Origin of the sequence: Pseudomonas sp. NPDC089530 (assembly GCF_050280705.1) — a bacterium.
In the GTDB taxonomy this organism is placed as follows: Bacteria; Pseudomonadota; Gammaproteobacteria; order Pseudomonadales; family Pseudomonadaceae; genus Aquipseudomonas.
On record NZ_JBNNVU010000062.1, the window covers coordinates 14,914 to 33,820 of the forward strand.

An 18,907-nucleotide genomic window follows, 5' to 3' on the forward strand; every position below is an offset into this window, starting at 1 on the left:
CGGTGATGGTATCGGTCAGCCCGCTCTCGTCGTCGTAATTCCTCGCTCCTACAGAGGCGATGCGATACCTGTAGGAGCGAGGCTTGCCCGCGATGAGGCCCCCTCGAACACCGCCCTCCTCCACCTGAAACACCCTCGATTTTGCTGAACCGAAATTATTTTCAATCCGCCCTATCACTTTTCGAATCTCGTCCGGCACATAGGCAATTGAGAAAGACTTCCATCCAGGAGCCCCCTATGTCCCGCTCGCTAGACACCCTGTTGCGCCCCAGCCTGTTGGCCGTGGCCATCGCCCTCTGCGCCCCGCTGGCCAGCCCGGCGCTGATCGCCGCCGAACAGGCATCCAGCGTGCGGGCCTACGACCTGCCGGCCGCACCGCTGGCCAGCACCCTGAACCAGATCGCCAGCCAGGCCGGCCTGGCCCTGAGCCTCAGCCCGAGCCTGGCCGCCGGCAAGACCTCGGCCCCGGTCAAGGGCCAGTTCGACGCCGCCGGCGCCCTGCGCGAAGCCCTGCGCGGCACCGGCCTGCAACTGGAGCAAAGCAGCGCCGGGACCTACAGCCTGGTGGCGATTCCCGACGGCGTGGTGGCGCTGCCGGAAACCAACATTACCGGCCAGCAGGCGTATGAAAGCGCGTGGGGCCCCGTTGAGGGTTATGTCGCCACGCGCACCGCCGCCGGCACCAAGACCGACACCGCGCTGGTCGAAGCCCCGCGTTCGATTTCCGTCGCCACCCGCCAGCAGATGGAAGACCGTAACGTACAGAACCTGGACGACGCCGTTCGCTACATGCCCGGCATCGTTTCCGCCAGCTACGGCAGCGACACCCGCTATGACTGGATGCTGGTGCGCGGCTTCGAGCCCACGCAGTTCCTCGACGGCCTGCCCCTGCCCCGCGGCGTATATGCCAACCCGAAGGCGGAAACCTGGAACCTCGACCGCCTGGCCCTGCTGCGCGGTCCGGCCTCCTCGGTCTATGGCCAGACCCCGCCGGGGGGCTTGCTGGACATGGTCAGCCGGCGCCCCAGCGCAGAGGCCAGCCATGCCGTCCAGCTGCAGTACGGCAGCGACAACTACCGTCAGCTCAACTTCGCCAGCACCGGCAAGATCGACGATGAAGGCCGGTTCCTCTACGGCCTCAGCGGCGTGGTGCGCGATGCCGGCACCCAGGTCGACCACATCGACAACAAGCGCTACAACATCGCCCCCAGCCTGACCTGGAACATCGACACCGACACCAAGCTGACCCTGCTCTCGCAGTTCACCCGCGACGATACCGGCGCCACCAGCCAGTTCATGCCGATCCAGGGCACCAAGATCAAATCGCCCCTGGGCGACGTCTCCCATCACAAGAACCTGGGCGATCCGGACTACGAGTTCTACGACCGCACCTACTACGCCCTGGGCTACGCCTTCGAGCACCGGTTCAACGATACCTGGCAGTTCCGCCAGAACCTGCGCTACACCAAGTCGGAGCTGTCCTTCCAGCAGTTGACCGTGGGTTCCTACGCCTACTCCCCGGCCGATGCGGCCGGCAATATCAGCCGCACCTCGACCAATGTGGACGAGAACATCGGCCAGTTCGCGGTGGACAACAACTTCCAGGCCGACTTCGCCACCGGCGACATCGCCCACACCCTGCTGATCGGCCTGGATCACCAACGCACCGACACCTCCTACCTGTCGATCTACGGCAACGGCGGGACGACCAACATCTTCAACCCGAGCTATGGCCAGCCGATCGTGCGCCCGGCGCGCTCCAGCGCTTACTACGACTACAACCAGAAAACCGTGCAGACCGGTCTCTACGTGCAGGACCAGATGGCCCTGGACCAGTGGCGCCTGACCCTGGGCGGTCGTGAGGACTGGGTGCACCAGGGCACCACCTACTTCAACAAGAACGACGCGACCAACACCGACCGCAGCAAGAACTTCAGCGGCAACGCGGCGCTGAGCTATGTGTTCGACTCAGGTCTGGTGCCGTACATCTCCTACGCCGAGTCGTTCCAGCCAGCCAGCAACGCCAGCGCCTCCCCTACCGAGTCGTATAAACCCACGGAGGGCAAGCAATGGGAGCTGGGGATCAAGTATCAGCCGCCGGGTTCGAATACCCTGCTCAGCGCGGCGGTCTACGACCTGACCCAGAAGAACGTACTGGTGACCAGCATCGGCGCCGGCGGCGAGTCGATCACCAGCCAGACCGGTGAAGTGAAGGTCAAAGGCCTGGAACTGGAAGCGGTGTCCGACGTGACCGACAACCTCAAGGTCATCGCCGCCTACACCCTGGCCAAGTCCGAGGTCCAGGACGGCCTCTACAAGGGCAACCGCCTGCAACTGATGCCCAACCAGCAGGCCTCCCTGTGGACCGACTACACCTGGCACAGCGGCGTGCTCGACGGTTTCGGCATTGGCGCGGGTGCCCGCTACACCGGCAATACCTACGGCGACCAGGCCAATACCTGGCTGGGCAAGGCCAATGCCTACACGGTGTTCGACGCCGCCGTGCATTACGACCTCGGCCGCCTGGACAACAGCCTCAAGGGCGCGTCGCTGAAACTCAACGCCACCAACCTGTTCGACAAGGACTACCTGTCCACCTGCGATGGGTCCTACTGCTATTTCGGCGATCAGCGCAGCGTGGTCGCCAGTGCCACCTACCAGTGGTAATCGGCGGAGTTAACGACCAGGCCGTCCCGCGAGGGCGGCTTTGCTGTGTCTGAAGGCGAAGAAATGAAAAGCACAACCATCCGCCGCTGGTCCTTTATCCACACCTGGACCAGCCTGATCTGCACGGTGTTCCTGCTGATGCTGGCCCTGACCGGCCTGCCGCTGATCTTTCACCATGAGATCGACCATCTGCTGGGCGACGCGCCCAAGCTGCGGGAGATGCCCGCCGACACCCCGCGCCTGGACCTGCAACAGCTGGTGCGGGCCGCCGAGGCCCATCGCCCGGACGACGTGATGCAGTACTTCGGCTGGGACGAGGACGAACCCAACGGCGTGCTGACCATCATGGCCAGGACCGCCGGCACCGAACCCAACTCGTCCTACAGCTTCATGCTCGACGCCCGTACCGGCGAGGCCGTGGAGATACCTTCGGCCAACGGCGGGCTGATGATGTTCATCCTGCGCCTGCATGTGGATATGTTCGCCGACCTGCCGGGCAAGCTGCTGCTGGCGTTCATGGGCGTGCTGTTCGTGCTGGCGATCGTCTCCGGCGTGGTGCTGTACCTGCCGTTCATGCGCCGGCTGGAATTCGCCACCGTGCGCCAGGACAAATCCACCCGCCTGCGCTGGCTGGACCTGCACAACCTGATCGGCGTGGTGACCCTGACCTGGGCCCTGGTGGTCGGCGTCACCGGGGTGATCAGCGCCTGTGCCGACCTGCTGATCGCCGCCTGGCGCAACGACAGCCTCAGCGCGATGGTCGAGCCGTACCGCGCTGCGCCGCCGCTGACCCGCCTGGCCCCGGCCAGCCGCCTGCTGGACATCGCCAATGAGGTGGCGCCGGACATGCAGCCGGACTTCATCGCCTTTCCCGGCACGCGCTTTTCCAGCGAGCACCACTATGCGGTGTTCATGAAAGGCAGCACCCACCTGACCTCGCACCTGCTGACCCCGGTGTTGATCGACGCCAGCACCCTGCAAGTCACCGCGGTGGCCGAACGCCCCTGGTACATGGACGCCATGGGCATGTCGCAACCGCTGCATTTCGGCGATTACGGCGGCATGCCGATGAAGATCCTCTGGGCAACGCTCGATGTGCTGACCATCGTCGTCCTGGGCAGCGGCCTGTACCTGTGGCTCGTCCGGCGCCGCGCGGCCCGGCCGGCCCTGGGCGAACCGACCGGGGTGACGCCATGAAGCCGCGGCAATCGAACGTCTGGAAGGTCTTCGGTGCGCCGCTGTTCATTGCCGTGCTCAGCAGCGCGGGGCTGTTCTCGGCGCTGCTGGGCGACGGTATCTGGGACGCCCTGGGCTGGCTCGGCCTGAGCGTTCCGGCGGGGCTGGCGCTGCGTGGGCTGTTCAGTCGCCAGCGAGCGGCCTGACCCCGGCGGCGGGGAAACCGCGCCACAGGTACAGCGCCAGCCCCAGGCCGATTGGCAGCACCGGGACGAACCAGCGGTTTTCCTGCTGCGCCTCGGCGGCGACCAGCACGCAAAACAGCGCCAGGGCCAGCAGCGGGGCATAGCTCGCCGCCAGGCCCCAGCGCCAGGGCCGGGACACCGGGCGCGGGCCGCGCAGGCTCAGCAAGGCACAGCCCAGGGCCGGCATGGCCAGCGCCGGCAACGCCCAGTACCAGGCCATGTAGGTAAACGCCATGATCAGTTCCGGCTCGCCCTCGCCATGGCGGCGAAACTCGAACCCCAGGGCCAGGTACACCGCCAGCGCGCCCAACAGCGCCAGGGCCAGGCTGTACAACCCGTGTCGAAGATAGGACCTGCGCATTCATCACTCCTTGTCTGTCCTGCCTGCCGCCCCTGTGGCCCGTGCCACCGGCTGCGCTAAGATCCCCGGGGTTGCGAGCCTGCGCTCCACTTCCACCCGCGAGGAGTATTCATGTCCACCCCAAGCATGACGCTGTTCCACAACCCGGCATCACCTTACGTACGCAAAGTCATGGTGCTGCTGCACGAAACCGGCCAACTGGACCGCGTCGCCCTGCAAGGCTGCCAGCTGACCCCGGTGAGCCCGGACGCCGCCCTCAACCAGGACAACCCGCTGGGCAAGATCCCCGCCCTGCGCCTGGCCGACGGCAACGTGCTGTACGACAGCCGGGTGATCCTCGAGTACCTCGACCTGCAACACGTCGGTAACCCGCTGCTGCCCCGCGAAGGCTCGGCCCGCTGGCGGCGCCTGACCCTGGCGGCCCTGGCCGACGGGATCATGGACGCCTCGGTGCTGATCCGCTACGAACTGGCACTACGCGCTCCCGAGAAACACTGGGAACAATGGCTCGACGGCCAGCGCGGCAAGATCCGCCGCGCCCTGGCCGCCCTCGAGGCCGATGCGATCGCCGAACTGGCCAGCCATTTCGACATCGCCGCCATCAGCGTTGCCTGCGCCCTGGGCTACCTCGACTTCCGCCACCCGGACCTGCAGTGGCGCGACGCCCAGCCCCGGCTGGCGGCCTGGTACGCCGAGGTCAGTCAGCGACCTTCGATGCTGGCGACCCAGCCGCCGGTTTGAAGCCGCCCGGCACGGTCATCACCTGCAGCACGGTGGTGGCCGGACCGGCTCTATCGCGAGCACGCTCGCTCCTCGGTGCCTCGGGCAACAACCCGACGATCCATGACAGCAGCGCCTGCGTCGCCTGCCGATCCTCACGCAACCCCAGCGACCTACTCATGGCCCAGCTCCGGCTCGAACGTCAGCGGCTGGGCCGGTTTGCCCTGGCCAACGCGGTACCAGTCGAGCTTGCGGGTCAGCACCATGAACACCCCCAGCAGGCTGAACAGCAGCAGCGAGCCCATCAGCAGCGCGTAATCCTCGGCGCTGAGCAAGCCATACAACAGGCCATACAGGGCCGCCAGGCCGGCAGCGAAACTCAGGCCATGGCCCAGGCTGCGCAAGACATGGCAGACGTAGAAGCCGATCAGCGCCACACAGGCACCGGCCGACAGCAGGTAGGCCAGGGCGAAACCGATGTGCTCCGAGAGCGACAGCAGCAACAGGTAGAAGAACGCCAGGGCCACACCCACCAGGGCGTATTGCATCGGGTGCACTGCCAGGCTCTTGAGCACCTCGAAGAGGAAGAAGCCGGCAAAGGTCAGGGCAATGAACAACAGCGCGTATTTGATCGCCCGGTCGCTCTTGAGGTACTGGTCCACCGGGTCGATGAAGCTCACGCCGAAGGTGCGGTTCTTGAATTCGTCGCACGATTCGCCGGTCAGGCAGTGGGTCAGCGCGCTTTCCAGGTTGGTGGAGAAGAACGAGGTCTGCCAGTTGGCGGCGAAGCCAAAGTCGGAGATTTCACGCTGTGCCGGCAGGTAGTCGCCGATAAAGCTCGGGTGGGGCCAGTCCGCCCGCAGCCGCACCTTGCTGGTCCTGCCCACCGGGATCAGTTGCAACTGGCCGGTGCCCTGCAGTTGTAGGTCGAAGGCGAAGTCCAGGTCGGTGCTGCGTTTACCGTCCAGCAACGGCAGGTTGACGTGCACGCCCTCCCCCAGCCAGTCGAGCTGGGTGCCGGGAGCGAAAGGCAGGTTCTGGCCGTTCAGTTCCAGAGCCAGGGACTGCTCGATGCCGCGTATATCGCTGATGCCCACGGCGAGAAACGGCTGTTCGAACTTGTAGTCGGCGAAGTCTTCCTTGATCCCCAGTTGTTCCGGCACGGCAAACTGCCCGCTGATGCGGCTATTGGCGTGGAACAGCCGCGCCTGGTAGATCCCCCGGGCGCGCAGCTCGGTCTTCACCTGACCATCGAGTTCGAAACGCTCCGGCAGGAAATACAGCTGGCCGCGTGCCTCACCCTGCTCCTGGTAACGCACGTTGGTCTTCTCGTTGGTTTTCCAGGTGCGCACCACCTTGCGATAAGGCACCACCAGCAGCGGGCCGCTCAGTTGCTGGCGATAGCTGGAACTGCGGGCGATATCGGTCAGCACTTCGTCGCGCAGCTCCTGACGCTCCTGGATCAGCCCGTCGATCATCAGGAGCGGGATCAGCAGCAACAGGATCAACAGGGCTATGGCCCCGAGTTTGAAGGTCAGATTGCGGTTCATGGAGTCTCTCCCTGTTCGAATGGGGGAGAGTCTGGGCGGCCCGTGTGGGGGTTTTATGGGGGCAATGTGGAGAGTCTGTGGAGATTGCACAGTCGCTACGCAACCGATCGCAGCCTCGCAGGCTCGGCAGCGGCTACACCGGCTCCGTGTATCCCTTGCTGCTGGATCAGGTCGGGAATTGCAGGGTGACTTCGACGCCGCCGGCCACATTGCCGATCTGCATCTGGCCGCCATGCAGCTGCACCACTTCTTCGACGAAGTTCAGCCCCAGGCCGGTGCTTTTGCGGCCGCTGTCGGGGCGTGGCAGGGAGTAGAAGCGCTCGGTCAGGCGCGCCAGGGCGTACTCGGGGATGGGTTCGGCCTGGTTGAACAGGCTCAACCGCAACTGCTCGCTCGTCTTGCTGGCCGTCCAGCGCAGCACACCACCGGGCGGGGTGAAATCCAGGGCGTTGTCCAGCAGGTTGCCCAGGGCCTGGCGCAGTAGGAAGGCCTCGCCCGAGAGTTTCAGCCCGGGGTCGATACGCTGCTCGACCTCAAGGCCCCGGCCCTCGATCCGCGCCTTCTGGCTGTCCAGTACCTGATTGGCCAGCTCCGCCAGCGGCACCGCCACCCGCTCCTCCAGGCCATGCCGCTGCTCGACCTGCGCCAGGTTCAGCAAACGCTCGATCAAGTGCTGCATGCGCGCGCTTTCGCTGTCGATATTGCCGACGAAACGCGCGCGCTGCTCTCCCGGCATATCGCTCTGCAGCAGCTCCGCCGCGCCGCGGATCGCCGCCAGCGGGCTTTTCAGCTCGTGGGTCAGGGTGTGCACATAACGTTCGACATAGGCCTTGCCCTCCAGCTGGGTGCGCATGTGTTCCACCGCCGTGGCCAGTTGCTCCAGCTCGCCGCCACGATAGTGCGGCAGCTCGGCCCGGCGGCCCTCGCTGACCGCCTGGGCATAACCGGTCAGGCGGCGCAGGGCGACGCTCAGCCACCAGGACAGCAAGGCGCCGAACAGCAGGCCCAGGCCGATCAAACCGGCGCCGTACCACAGCAGGCGCCGCTCGGTGCGGTCGACATAGGGCTGCAGGGAGCTGTTGGGCTTGGCCACGGTGACCACGCCGATGATCCGGCCGTTGTCGCGAATCGGCGCACCGACGTGCATCACCGAGGAGTTCGGGTCATCGGCCACGCTGCGCGAAGAGCGTGCGCCGTACTGGCCGCGCAGGGTCAGGTAGACATCGTTCCAGCGCGAATAATCCTGGCCGACCGCCAGGCCGCTGGAGTCCAGCACCACCTTGCCGTCGGCGTCGGTGACATAGATGCGGTGGTTGACCTGATTCTTCGGCAGGCCCCAGATGGTCGCCGCCGGCTGCCGCTCGCCATAGGCCTTGAGCAACTGCGGCCAGCGGTTCTCGCTGAGGGTGCCGGCCTTGAAATCGTCACGGAGGATTTCCGCCAGCAGGTTGGCGGTGTCCACCAGGGTTTCCTCGGTGGACTGGCGCACGCCAGGGCGGATCTCTTCCATCACGGTGTTGAGCACGAAATAGCCGGTCAGGCCGACGAACAGCACATAGACCAGGAAAATCCGGATTCCCAATGGCATCAGCTGTGCCCCGGACTGTAGCTGTAGCCCAGGCCGCGATGGGTCTGCAGCGGCTCGGCAGCCGCCGCGACCAGGCGCAGCTTGGCCCGCAGGCTCTTGATATGGCTGTCGATGCTGCGCTCGTAGCCGGCATCCGCCGCCACCCCCAGGGCGTCGAGCAACTGCTCGCGGCTGAATACCCGCTCGGGTTGCTCCAGCAGGCATTGCAGCAGGCGGAATTCATGCCGGGTCAGGCTCAGGGGCTGGCCGCGGTAGCTGATCTGGAACTTGTCGGCCTCGACCTGAAAGTGTGAGGCCGGCACGTCGGCCACGGCCCGTGGCGCCATGCGCTTGAGGATGGCCTTGACCCGCGCCGCGACTTCCCGCGGGCTGAAGGGTTTGACCACGTAATCGTCGGCACCGATTTCCAGGCCCACCACCCGGTCGATTTCCCCGTCCCGGGCGCTGAGGAACATCACCGGCACCTCGCTGAACCGCCGCAGTTGCTTGCAGGTTTCGAAGCCGCTGATGTCCGGCAGGCCGATGTCGAGAATCAGCAGGTCCGCCGGGGTGCTGCGCTGATAGTCCAGCGCCGCCTGCCCGAGGTTCAGCCAGGTGGTGCTGAAACCTTCGCCCTGCAGGGCAAAAATCAGCGTATCGGCAATCGCCGCTTCGTCTTCGACAATCAGGATATGAGGCATGGCATCCGAGCACAGAAAGTAAGTGCCGGAACGGTGCCGGATGCCTCAAGCGCCGTCAATCGGACGATGTGAAAGCACGGCAGGCCGGGTTAGCAGTCGGGCTTGTCCGCGGTGAAGCGCCGGGCCGGGTTCACCGCGGCGCCGAACTCGCGCAAGGCCTTCGCGCCGATCAGCAGCGGGTAGTTGAAGCTGCTGCGGTCGGTCAGGTTGACCTCGACGCTGCGCTTGACGTTACCCAGGCACATGTCCAGCTCGACCACCGGGCGCTTGGCCACCTGGGGCTCTTCCTTGTCTTCGTCTTCGTCGGCGCGGCTCTTGATCTTGCTGATCCGCGCCACCTTGTGTTCGTAGACCTTGTTGCTGGCACCCTTGGTCGCCAGGCGGAAACGCACCCACTCCTCGCCATCGCGGGTGAAGGTCTCGATGTCCTTGGCCGACAGCGAGGCCGTCAGGGCGCCGGTGTCCATCTTGGCCTTGAGGGTTTCGCCGATTTCCGGCAGTTGAATGTATTCGTAGCGACCGTAGAGGGTCGGCTCGGCAGCCATGACCGGTAGCGCCAGCAGGGACAGGAGGGCAAGGACGGATTTCACGTGGGCAGGTTCCTTGGGAAGTGGGCAGCGGAATTTTAGACCGCGGCCGGGCAATTGGTTCGCCAGCGTGCCTGTGTAGGAGCGAGCAGGCGGCGATCCGACTTGCCCGCGATGGCGTTCTGTCTGGTCGGACGCTATCGCGAGCAAGCTTCGCTCCTACAGGTCCGTCGTGATGCCACAGACTGGCAGCAGGATAGCCGTGCATAAGTGAAACATTCGTCAGCACACTAGGATTTGGCCTGCCCGTCGAAGCTGCTTATCATGGCGCGCCCAAACGCTTTCAAGAGTTCCCTATGCGCCGCCTGCTCACCGGCTGTTTCGTCACCCTGCTGCTGTTGCTCAACACCCTGGTCCTGTTCGGGCCCCTGATGGTATTCGCCCTGCTCAAGCTGGTCCTGCCAGGACGCCTGCGGGACTACGCCTCCGGCGCGGTGATGTGGATTGCCGAAACCTGGGCCGAAATCGACAAGCTGATCTTCGCCCTGTGCATTCCCACCCAGTGGGATATCCGCGGCGGCGACGACCTGCGGGTCGACACCTCCTACCTGGTGATCAGCAACCATCAGTCCTGGGTCGACATCCCGGCGCTGATCCAGACCCTCAACCGCCGCACGCCCTTCTTCAAGTTCTTCCTGAAGAAAGAGCTGATCTGGGTGCCCTTCCTCGGTCTCGCCTGGTGGGCCCTGGACTACCCGTTCATGAAGCGCTACAGCAAAGCCTTCCTGGCGAAGAACCCCGAGCTGCAAGGCAAGGATCTGGAAATCACCAAGGCGGCCTGCGAGCTGTTCAAGCGCCAGCCGGTCACCGTGGTCAACTACCTGGAAGGCACCCGTTTCACCCCGGCCAAGCGTGGGCAACAGCAATCGCCGTTCAACCAGTTGCTCAAGCCGAAAGCCGGCGGCGTGGCGTTCGTGCTGGCGGCCATGGGCGAACAGCTCGACGCCATCCTCGATGTGACGGTGGTCTATCCGCAGCAGAAGATTCCCGGGTTCTGGGACCTGATCAGCGGCAACGTGCCGCGGGTGATCGTCCATATCCAGACCCGTGAGCTGGACCCGGCGTTGTGGCAGGGGGATTACGAAAACGATCCGGCGTTCCGCCAGACGGTCCAGAACTGGGTCAACCAGCTCTGGACCGAGAAAGACCAGCGCATCGACGCCTTGCGCGCCGAGCGCCGTTGATCAGATGCCGCTGCCTACGCCCCAGATCCCGCCCAGGCTGTTGAGCAGCGAACCGCCCACGCCCTGCTGACCGAGGAATTGCAGGAGCACCGGGGCGAACTGGCCGACCATGCCGCTGTCCATGCCCAGGGCGCTGAACGCAGTGTTCAGGTCATTGGTGTTCTTCACATTACCCAGCGCACTCTCCAGGCCCGAGGCCTTGGTGCCGGCGTTCTGCCCCAGCAGACCGCTCAGGGCGCCGAGGTTGCCCAGCGCGTTGCCGCCCGCGAGCTTGTCCAGCCCCGGTACGCTTTGGCTCAGTTGCGAGTAGTCGGTGCCGCTCAGCTGGTTCTTCGCCAGGCCCAGCATCGCCCCGGTACCACCGATGGCCTGCTCCGGCGTGATATTCAGTTGCGAAAGCGCGCTGAGCAGACCGGCGGCCTGGGAGGTCGGAGTGGCAGCGGCGGCCTTGTCGCCACCCTGCATGCTGGACACCGCGTTGGCTGCATCGCTCAGGCTGAAGCCGGCGGCAAAAACCGGGCTGGCGCCCAGGGTCAGCAAGGTGGCCAGTGCAACACTGCGGGAAATCTTCATCGGGACAACCTCTTGAGCATGAAAGCCACCCGAGATTGGGTGGGAGAAAGCAGCTGTTTGACTGGTGGCCATTAGAAATGTTCCTGTTCGCCTCCAGACAGCAGGGCGGTATGGTTTACCGTTGCTACAAACACAGCAAGCCACAATGAAAAAAAATCTATATCTGTTCTTGGCCGTTGCACTCACCTCCATCATCGCCTGGCGCGTCTGGTCGCCCGTCGATGATCAGGTATGTGCGGGCCAACCCGCACTCGGCGGCCCGCTGACCCGTTTCGTTACCGACTACTTCCAACAGGGTGATGGAACAACCTGGCAAGAGGACAGCAACGTCTTCGACATCCTTGCCACCCCCACAGCCAACAGCATCGCCAGCCAACCGCGGCGGTATTACTGCGAAGCGCTCGAGCTGCTTGCAAGCCCGACTCGCACACAATCGGAGAAGGTCTACACCTCGATCCTGATGCTGAAGCTGCCCATCGACTATTACCTGAGTCTCATGGACCACAGCCACAACCTTTATAAAAAGGGGCAGATCGATGCGACGGTACTCGGCTTTGTCCTCAAGCCAAGAGGAACCGCCCTCAACTATTGGTGGCTGCCGCAGTGGCGCTCTCGCTTCAACAGAGATGCGCCGTCTGTGTTCACTGCGCCGGACATTGCAGAAATACTCTCTGGAAAACACTGGTTCGACTATCCGGGCAGAGGTTTCTGAGGCGCTTGCACAACGACATTGCCAATAAAAAGGGCGACCCGAGGGTCGCCCTTTTTATTGCGCTTAAGCCTTAAGCCGCGCTGAACAGCTTGTGCGGGTCGATGACGAATTTCTTCGGCACGCCGGCATCGAACTCGCCGTAGCCACGTGGCGCGTCGTCCAGGCTGATGACCTGCACGCCGACCACTTCAGCGATGTTGATCCGGTCCCACATGATGGCTTGCATCAGTTGGCGGTTGTACTTCATCACCGGGGTCTGGCCGGTGTGGAAACTGTGGGACTTGGCCCAGCCCAGGCCGAAGCGGATGCTCAGGGCACCGATCTTGGCGGCGGCATCCACCGCGCCCGGGTCTTCGGTGACGTAGAGGCCGGGGATACCGATCTTGCCGGCCACGCGGGTGACCTGCATCAACGAGTTGAGCACGGTGGCCGGCGCCTCGTGCTGGGCCCCGGAATGACCATGGCCACGGGCTTCGAAGCCCACCGCATCCACCGCGCAATCCACTTCCGGCTCGCCCAGCAGCGCGGCGATCTGTTCGTGCAGCGGGGTGTCCTTGGACAGGTCGGCGATCTCGAAACCCTGGGCCTTGGCGTGGGCCAGGCGCACCGGGTTGACGTCACCGACGATCACCACAGCCGCGCCCAGCAGGCGGGCGGACGCGGCGGCCGCCAGGCCCACGGGACCGGCACCGGCAACATACACGGTGCTGCCCGGGCCGACGCCGGCGGTAACGGCGCCGTGGTAGCCGGTCGGCAGGATGTCGGACAGGCAGGTCAGGTCGCGGATCTTCTCCATGGCCTTGTCGCGGTCCGGCAGTTTCAGCAGGTTGAAGTCGGCGTAAGGCACCAGCACGTATTCGGCTTGGCCACCCGTCCAGTCACCCATGTCGACGTAGCCGTAGGCACCGCCGGCGCGCGCCGGGTTGACGGTCAGGCAGACCCCGGTGTGTTGCTCCTTGCAGGAACGGCAGCGTCCGCACGCCACGTTGAACGGCACCGAGACCAGGTCGCCGAGCTTGAGGTTCTCGACGTCGCTGCCCTTCTCCACCACCTCGCCGGTGATTTCGTGGCCCAGGACCAGGCCGACCTGGGCGGTGGTACGACCGCGCACCATGTGCTGGTCGGAGCCGCAGATATTGGTGGAAACCACGCGCAGGATGACGCCGTGTTCGATCTTCCTGCCGCGTGGGTCCTGCATTTTGGGATAGTCGATTTTCTGGACTTCGACCTTGCCGTTGCCGAGATACACGACACCACGATTACCAGACATGCTTTCACCTCGCTGTTGTTGTTATGAAACCGCGTTGCCGGAAGAGGCAGCGCGTAGAGTGCTCGGGTACAGATGCTGTTTCGTCTTCAAAATCTTTATCGCGGGCAAGCCTCGCTCCTACAGGTACAACGCCATCCTTGTAGGAGCGAGGCTTGCCCGCGATGGCCGCATAGCGGCCCGTGTTAAAGCACCACCGTCCGATTGGCGTTGAGGAACACCCGCCGCTCGATGTGATACCCCACCGCCCGCGCCAGGGTCAGGCCTTCGATATCGCGCCCCTTGGCGATCAGGTCTTCGGGATAGTGGCTGTGATCCACCACCTCCACGCCCTGGGCGATGATCGGGCCTTCGTCCAGGTCGTTGTTGATGTAGTGCGCGGTGGCACCCACCAGTTTCACGCCCTTGTTGTAGGCCTGGTGATAGGGCTTGGCGCCTTTGAAACCGGGTAGCAGGGAGTGGTGGATGTTGATTGCCTTGCCATCGAGCTTGCGGCACAGCTCCGGCGACAGCACTTGCATGTAGCGCGCAAGGATCACCAGTTCCGCGCCGGAGTCCTCGATCACCTGCCACACCTGGCGCTCCTGGGACGGTTTGTCGTTGGGGTCCAGGGGGAAGTGGTGGTACGGAATCTGGTGCCAGTCGGCCAGGGGCTTGAGGTCAGGGTGGTTGGACACCACCGCCACCACGTCCATGGCCAGTTGGCCGATGCGCTGGCGGTAGAGCAGGTCGTTGAGGCAGTGATCGGCCTTGGAGACCATGATCACCACTTTCGGCCGATGGTGCGGCGGCGTCAGTTCGACATTCATGTCGAAGGCCCGGGCACGCTCGGCCAGACCCTCGCGCAGGCGCTGCTCGTCGAAGCCCTCCGGCTGGCGGAACTCCACGCGGATGAAGAATCGCGCCGAGAGCCGGTCATCGAAGGAATGGTGTTCGGTCACGTAGCAGCCCTGCTCGAACAGAAAGCGGGTCACCGCGTCCACCGTGCCGAGCACGCTGGGGCAGTCGGCGGTCAGAATCCAGGTATCGGGGGCGCGGCTCATGCTGGGTAGCTCCTGTTCGTGGATGCCTCGGTAGGCGGCATATCCCTGTAGCCGCTGCCGCAGGCTGCGGCAGCGGCTACAGGGTCTGGCTTCAAGCCTGGATGCTGAGGCCGTATTCGGCGGAAGCATCCTGCAGCCACAGCCACCAGTAATCGGAGAAGCTGCGGCGGATCACCAGCTCCCAGGTGTCTTCACCCATGCGGCGGATCACCAGTTGCGACTTGGCGAACACCGTGCCGACAGCCTTGCCCACCGGAAAGTTGTTGGGGTGCACGTCGTAGCTGGTGGACTTCATCAGCACTTCGCGCACTTTCGGTCCGGACAGCTCGAGGATCTGCTGGCCGCCGCTGACGTTGACGATCTGGATATGCAGGTTGCCCAGGGCTTCACGCAGCTTTTTCTCGGCGGCGAACTCTTCGCCGCTCGGCACCACCAGCAACCATTCGTCCGGCCCCATCCACTGCAGGCTGGTTTCGCCCTTGGCGACCACGGTCAGGGCCACTGGCAGCTCCAGGCCCAGGGCCTTGTGCACGCCGGCGGCGAAGGCCGGGTCATGGCCGTCGCCACGGATGGTCAGGTGACCGAGGAGTTTTTTCTCGCGCAGGGTCACGCCTGCGTTCTTGCGGCCCTTGCCCACCAGGCTGGCGAGGTCGGCATGGTGCAGCGACGACTCGGCTTTGGCGCCGGAGGTCGGGCGCTGTTGGTAAACGTTGACTGCGGTCATAGAGCACCTGTCTTCAAATTCTTGCATCACACCCGTAGGAGCGGAGCTTGCCCGCGATGAAATCACCGCGGTCTGTCCAAGGCACCTCGCAACATCTATCGCGGGCAAGCCTCGCTCCTACAGGGACCTGTTACACGTTCTGGCGATCGCCTTTCGGATCGAAGAACACCGAAGAAACGATTTCCGCCTCGATCACGGTGCCGTCGGCCAATGGCGCGAACACCCGCTCGCCCATCCGCTTCAGGCCGCCCTTGACCACCCCCATGGCAAACGAATAACCCAGGGAGTTGTGGGCATAGCTGGAGGTCACATGACCGACCATGCTCATCGGGATCGACTGGTTGGTGTTGAACACCAGCTGCGCGCCTTCCGGCAGCCACTGGTTCGGGTCGATCGGCTTCAGGCCCACCAGTTGCTTGCGCTGGTCGCGCACGCAGTCTTCGCGGTTCATGCCACGCCAGCCGATCCACGAGAACGGTTTGGTCCGGCCGACGCACCAGCCCATGTTCAGGTCGTCCGGGGTCATCGAGCCGTCGGTGTCCTGGCCGACGATGATGAAGCCCTTCTCGGCCCGCAGTACGTGCATGGTTTCGGTGCCGTACGGGGTCAGGTTGTACTTCTTGCCGGCCTCGACGATCTGTTCCAGCACGCCCATGGCGTAGTCGGCCTGGACGTTGACTTCGTACGACAGCTCGCCGGTGAAGGAGATGCGGAACACCCGCGCCGGCACGCCACCCACCAGGCCTTCCTTCCAGGTCATGAACGGGAAACCGTCCTTGTCCAGGTCGATGTCGCTGACTTCGCTGAGCAGCTTGCGGCTGTTCGGCCCGGACAGGGTCATGGTCGCCCAGTGGTCGGTGACCGAGGTGAAATACACCTTGAGCTCCGGCCATTCGGTCTGCTGATAGATCTCCAGCCATTGCAGCACGCGCGCCGCGCCGCCCGTGGTGGTGGTCATGATGAAGTGGTTGTCGCCGACGCAGGCGGTCACGCCGTCGTCGAAGACCATGCCGTCTTCCTTGCACATCAGGCCGTAGCGCGCCTTGCCCACATCGAGCTTGGTCCAGGCGTTGGTGTAGATGCGGTTGAGGAACTCACGGGCATCCGGGCCCTGGATATCGATCTTGCCCAGGGTCGAGGCGTCGAGCAGGCCGACGCTGTCGCGCACCGCCTTGCACTCGCGCTTGACCGCGGCATGCATGTCTTCGCCGTTCCTCGGGAAGTACCAGGGACGCTTCCACTGGCCGACGTCCTCGAACTCGGCGCCGTTCTTCACGTGCCACGAATGCAGCGCGGTGAAACGTACCGGCTCGAAGATGTGCCCGCAGTGACGACCGGCCACGGCGCCGAAGGTCACCGGCGTGTAGTTCGGACGGAACATGGTGGTGCCCATCTGCGGGATGCTCACGTTCAGCGAGCGGGCCGCAATGGCCAGGCCGTTGACGTTGCCCAGCTTGCCCTGGTCGGTACCGAAGCCCAGGGCGGTGTAGCGCTTGACGTGCTCGACCGACTCGAAGCCCTCGCGGGTCGCCAGTTCGATGGCGGCGGCGGTGACGTCGTTCTGCAGGTCGACGAATTGCTTGGGTGCCCGTGCGGTGCCTTTTTCATGGGGCACCTGGAACAGCGCCAGGGTCGGCTCTTCCAGGCGGCTCAGGGCCTTGGGCAACACAGCCTCGACAGCTTTGAAACCGGCTTCGCTGGCGGCGCGCACACCGCCTTCGAAACCGTCGGCCAGGGAATCGCCGAGGCCGTAGACCCCATTGATGCCACCGACGCAGACGCGTTTCTGCGGGGCCTCGCCCGGTACGAAACCGAGGATGTCTTCGCGCCAGATCGGCTTGCCGCCCAGGTGCGAAGCCAGGTGCACCACCGGGCTGTAGCCGCCGGAGCTGGCAATCAGGTCGCAGTCCAGCCACTCGCCAGGGCTGGTGACTTTATGCGCCTTGACGTCGATCGCCGCGACCCGGGCGCCGGTCACGTGCTTGCTGCCACGGGCTTCGATCACCGCACTGGAGGTGAGGATGCGAATGCCCTTGGCGCGGGCTTCTTCCACCAGCGCGCCCCGTGGGTTGTGCCGGGCATCGGCGATGGCCACCACTTGCAGGCTGGCGTCGAGCCAGTCCAGCGCCACACGGTAGGCGTGGTCGTTGTTGGTGCTCAGCACCAGCTTCTTGCCCGGTGCCACGCCGTAGCGACGCACGTAGACCGAGACCGCGCCGGCCAGCATGTTGCCCGGCACGTCGTTGTTGCCGTAGACCAGCGGGCGCTCGCAGGCGCCAGTGGCCAGGACCACCCGCTTGGCGCGCACCCGGTGGATACGCTGGCGCACCTGGCCGATCGGCGCGCGATCGCCGAGGTGGTCGGTCAGGCGCTCGTGAATGGTCAGGAAGTTATGGTCGTGGTAGCCGTTCACGGTAGCCCGTGGCAGCAGGGTCACGTCCGGCAGCGACTTGAGTTCGGCCACCACGGCGGCGACCCAGTCGGTCGCCGGCTTGCCGTCCAGGCTTTCGCGGCTGTCCAGCAGGCTGCCGCCGAATTCTTCCTGTTCGTCGGCCAGGATCACTCGCGCACCGCTGCGCGCAGCCGCCAGGGCCGCGGCCAGGCCGGCAGGGCCGGCGCCGACGATCAGCACGTCGCAGTGCTGGTTCATGTAGTCGTAGGTGTCCGGATCGTTCTCGGTCGGCGAGCGCCCCAGACCCGCCGCCTTGCGGATGTACTTCTCGTAGGTCATCCAGAACGATTGCGGGTACATGAAGGTTTTGTAGTAGAAGCCTGGCGGCATCAGCTTGCCGCCGACCTTGCCGAGGATCCCCATCATGTCGTTGTTCACGCTCGGCCAGCCGTTGGTGCTGGTGGCGACCAGGCCCTGGTACAGCGCCTGTTGGGTGGCGCGCACGTTGGGGATCTGGGTGGCTTCGGTGGCACCGATCTGCAGCACCGCGCTCGGCTCTTCGGCACCGGCGGCGAAGATGCCCCGCGGCCGGGAATACTTGAAGCTGCGACCGACGATGTCCACGCCGTTGGCCAGCAGGGCCGCGGCCAGGGTGTCACCTTCGAAGCCTTTGTAGCTCTGGCCGTTGAAGGTGAAGCTGAGGACTTTGTTGCGGTCGATGCGTCCGCCGTTGGACAGGCGATTGGACTGGCTCATACCTTCTCTCCCAGAGCCTGCGTGGCCGCTTTCGGGCTATCGGTCTTGTCGGTGAATTGCGGCTTGGTACCGATCTTGTAGGTTTCGAGAATCTCGTAGGTCACGGTGTCGCGGGTGGCGTTGAAGTACTGACGGCAGCCGGCGGCATGGATCCACAGCTCATGGTGCAGACCGCGAGGGTTGTCGCGGAAGAACATGTAGTTGCCCCACTCCTCGTCGGTGCAGGTGTTCGGATCCAGCGGGCGCGGGATATGCGCCTGGCCGGACGAATGGAATTCCTCTTCGGAGCGCAGTTCGCCGCAGTGAGGACAGAAGATGTGCAACATGGGGATTTCTCCTGTTAGTGGGCGACGGCAGCAGCGCCGTGTTCGTCGATGAGGGCGCCGCTGTGGAAACGGTCGATGGAGAACGGCGCGGCCAGCGGGTGCATCTCGCCCTTGGCCAGGCTCGCGGCGAATACGTTGCCCGAACCCGGGGTGGCCTTGAAGCCGCCGGTGCCCCAACCGCAGTTGAAGAACATGTTCGGCACCGGGGTCTTGGAGATGATCGGGCAGGCGTCCGGGGTGGTGTCGACGATGCCGCCCCACTGGCGGTTCATGCGCACCCGCGAAAGGATCGGCTGGATTTCGGCTGCGGCCCCGGCCGCGACCTGCAGGCCTTCACCCGCCTCGGCCATCTCGCC

19 protein-coding genes are annotated in these 18,907 nt (G+C 64.7%); 6 read left to right on the forward strand and 13 right to left on the reverse strand.

From position 1 onward, the window contains the following. Nucleotides 1–199, reverse strand: a 199-nt coding sequence (locus ACQKQA_RS20985) for a hypothetical protein (protein WP_427561823.1), incomplete at its 3' end; no start/stop codon positions are given. A 38-nt stretch (nt 200–237) separates the two neighbouring features. On the opposite strand from ACQKQA_RS20985, the gene ACQKQA_RS20990 reads away from it, so the two are divergent. The 3 genes from ACQKQA_RS20990 to ACQKQA_RS21000 all read left to right on the forward strand — a co-directional run bounded on the left by ACQKQA_RS20990 (nt 238) and on the right by ACQKQA_RS21000 (nt 4,049). Next, a complete protein-coding gene (locus tag ACQKQA_RS20990; protein WP_427561826.1) occupies nt 238–2,667 on the forward strand; it encodes a TonB-dependent siderophore receptor in 2,430 nt (809 codons plus the stop codon). 63 nt (nt 2,668–2,730) lie between these two features. After that, complete coding sequence (locus ACQKQA_RS20995) at nt 2,731–3,864, forward strand: PepSY-associated TM helix domain-containing protein (protein WP_427561829.1); 1,134 nt, start codon at nt 2,731–2,733, stop codon at nt 3,862–3,864. After that, entirely contained in the window at nt 3,861–4,049 is a 189-nt protein-coding gene (locus tag ACQKQA_RS21000; RefSeq protein ID WP_427561832.1) for a hypothetical protein, read from the forward strand. Before ACQKQA_RS20995 ends, ACQKQA_RS21000 begins: the two co-directional genes overlap by 4 nt. Here ACQKQA_RS21000 and ACQKQA_RS21005 read toward each other — a convergent pair. Further along, a complete protein-coding gene (locus ACQKQA_RS21005; RefSeq protein ID WP_427561834.1) occupies nt 4,027–4,449 on the reverse strand; it encodes a hypothetical protein in 423 nt (140 codons plus the stop codon). The two genes, ACQKQA_RS21000 and ACQKQA_RS21005, sit on opposite strands and share 23 nt — an antisense overlap. Before the next feature lie 111 nt (nt 4,450–4,560). Between ACQKQA_RS21005 and ACQKQA_RS21010 the strand changes: the two genes are divergently transcribed. After that, nucleotides 4,561–5,190, forward strand: a complete 630-nt coding sequence (locus ACQKQA_RS21010; protein ID WP_427561837.1) for a glutathione S-transferase — start codon at nt 4,561–4,563, stop codon at nt 5,188–5,190. Nucleotides 5,191–5,342: 152 nt separating this feature from the next. Here the strand turns inward: ACQKQA_RS21010 and creD are convergent, their stop codons facing one another. The 4 genes from creD to ACQKQA_RS21030 all read right to left on the reverse strand — a co-directional run bounded on the left by creD (nt 5,343) and on the right by ACQKQA_RS21030 (nt 9,577). Beyond that, on the reverse strand, nt 5,343–6,719 hold the full coding sequence (creD, locus tag ACQKQA_RS21015; protein WP_427561839.1) for a cell envelope integrity protein CreD: 1,377 nt from the start codon (nt 6,717–6,719) through the stop codon (nt 5,343–5,345). A 166-nt stretch (nt 6,720–6,885) separates the two neighbouring features. Continuing rightward, the gene (gene creC, locus ACQKQA_RS21020; protein ID WP_427561842.1) at nt 6,886–8,307 is read right to left on the reverse strand and encodes a two-component system sensor histidine kinase CreC; all 1,422 of its coding nucleotides are present in this window, start codon (nt 8,305–8,307) and stop codon (nt 6,886–6,888) included. Continuing rightward, entirely contained in the window at nt 8,307–8,987 is a 681-nt protein-coding gene (creB, locus tag ACQKQA_RS21025) for a two-component system response regulator CreB (RefSeq protein ID WP_427561844.1), read from the reverse strand. The genes creC and creB overlap by 1 nt, the downstream gene beginning before the upstream one ends. 89 nt (nt 8,988–9,076) lie before the next feature. Then, complete coding sequence (locus ACQKQA_RS21030; protein ID WP_427561847.1) at nt 9,077–9,577, reverse strand: ATP-dependent zinc protease family protein; 501 nt, start codon at nt 9,575–9,577, stop codon at nt 9,077–9,079. A gap of 293 nt (nt 9,578–9,870) precedes the next feature. Here ACQKQA_RS21030 and ACQKQA_RS21035 point away from each other — a divergent pair, with 293 nt between their 5' ends. Then, nucleotides 9,871–10,758, forward strand: a complete 888-nt coding sequence (locus ACQKQA_RS21035) for an acyltransferase (RefSeq protein WP_427561849.1) — start codon at nt 9,871–9,873, stop codon at nt 10,756–10,758. On the opposite strand, the gene ACQKQA_RS21040 is transcribed toward ACQKQA_RS21035, so the two are convergent. After that, nucleotides 10,759–11,331, reverse strand: a complete 573-nt coding sequence (locus ACQKQA_RS21040) for a DUF2780 domain-containing protein (RefSeq protein WP_427561852.1) — start codon at nt 11,329–11,331, stop codon at nt 10,759–10,761. It lies immediately after the preceding gene. Between the two features lie 145 nt (nt 11,332–11,476). Between ACQKQA_RS21040 and ACQKQA_RS21045 the strand changes: the two genes are divergently transcribed. Beyond that, nucleotides 11,477–12,043 (forward strand): hypothetical protein, encoded by a 567-nt coding sequence (locus ACQKQA_RS21045; RefSeq protein ID WP_427561855.1) that lies wholly within the window; start codon nt 11,477–11,479, stop codon nt 12,041–12,043. A gap of 70 nt (nt 12,044–12,113) precedes the next feature. Here ACQKQA_RS21045 and fdhA read toward each other — a convergent pair whose 3' ends face one another. The 6 genes from fdhA to ACQKQA_RS21075 all read right to left on the reverse strand — a co-directional run. Beyond that, complete coding sequence (gene fdhA, locus ACQKQA_RS21050) at nt 12,114–13,313, reverse strand: formaldehyde dehydrogenase, glutathione-independent (protein WP_427561857.1); 1,200 nt, start codon at nt 13,311–13,313, stop codon at nt 12,114–12,116. Between the two features lie 182 nt (nt 13,314–13,495). After that, nucleotides 13,496–14,353, reverse strand: coding sequence for a formyltetrahydrofolate deformylase (purU, locus tag ACQKQA_RS21055; protein WP_427561860.1), 858 nt, complete (start codon nt 14,351–14,353; stop codon nt 13,496–13,498). 91 nt (nt 14,354–14,444) lie between these two features. Beyond that, entirely contained in the window at nt 14,445–15,077 is a 633-nt protein-coding gene (locus ACQKQA_RS21060) for a sarcosine oxidase subunit gamma (protein WP_427561863.1), read from the reverse strand. Nucleotides 15,078–15,207: 130 nt separating this feature from the next. Then, nucleotides 15,208–18,225 carry a sarcosine oxidase subunit alpha gene (locus ACQKQA_RS21065; RefSeq protein ID WP_427561866.1) on the reverse strand — a complete coding sequence of 1,006 codons (3,018 nt, stop codon included), beginning with the start codon at nt 18,223–18,225 and terminating at the stop codon, nt 15,208–15,210. Further along, nucleotides 18,222–18,551: a sarcosine oxidase subunit delta gene (locus tag ACQKQA_RS21070; RefSeq protein WP_427561869.1), complete on the reverse strand. Its 330-nt coding sequence runs from the start codon at nt 18,549–18,551 to the stop codon at nt 18,222–18,224. The genes ACQKQA_RS21065 and ACQKQA_RS21070 overlap by 4 nt, the downstream gene beginning before the upstream one ends. 14 nt (nt 18,552–18,565) lie before the next feature. Next, nucleotides 18,566–18,907, reverse strand: a 342-nt coding sequence (locus ACQKQA_RS21075) for an FAD-dependent oxidoreductase (RefSeq protein WP_427561872.1), incomplete at its 5' end; no start/stop codon positions are given.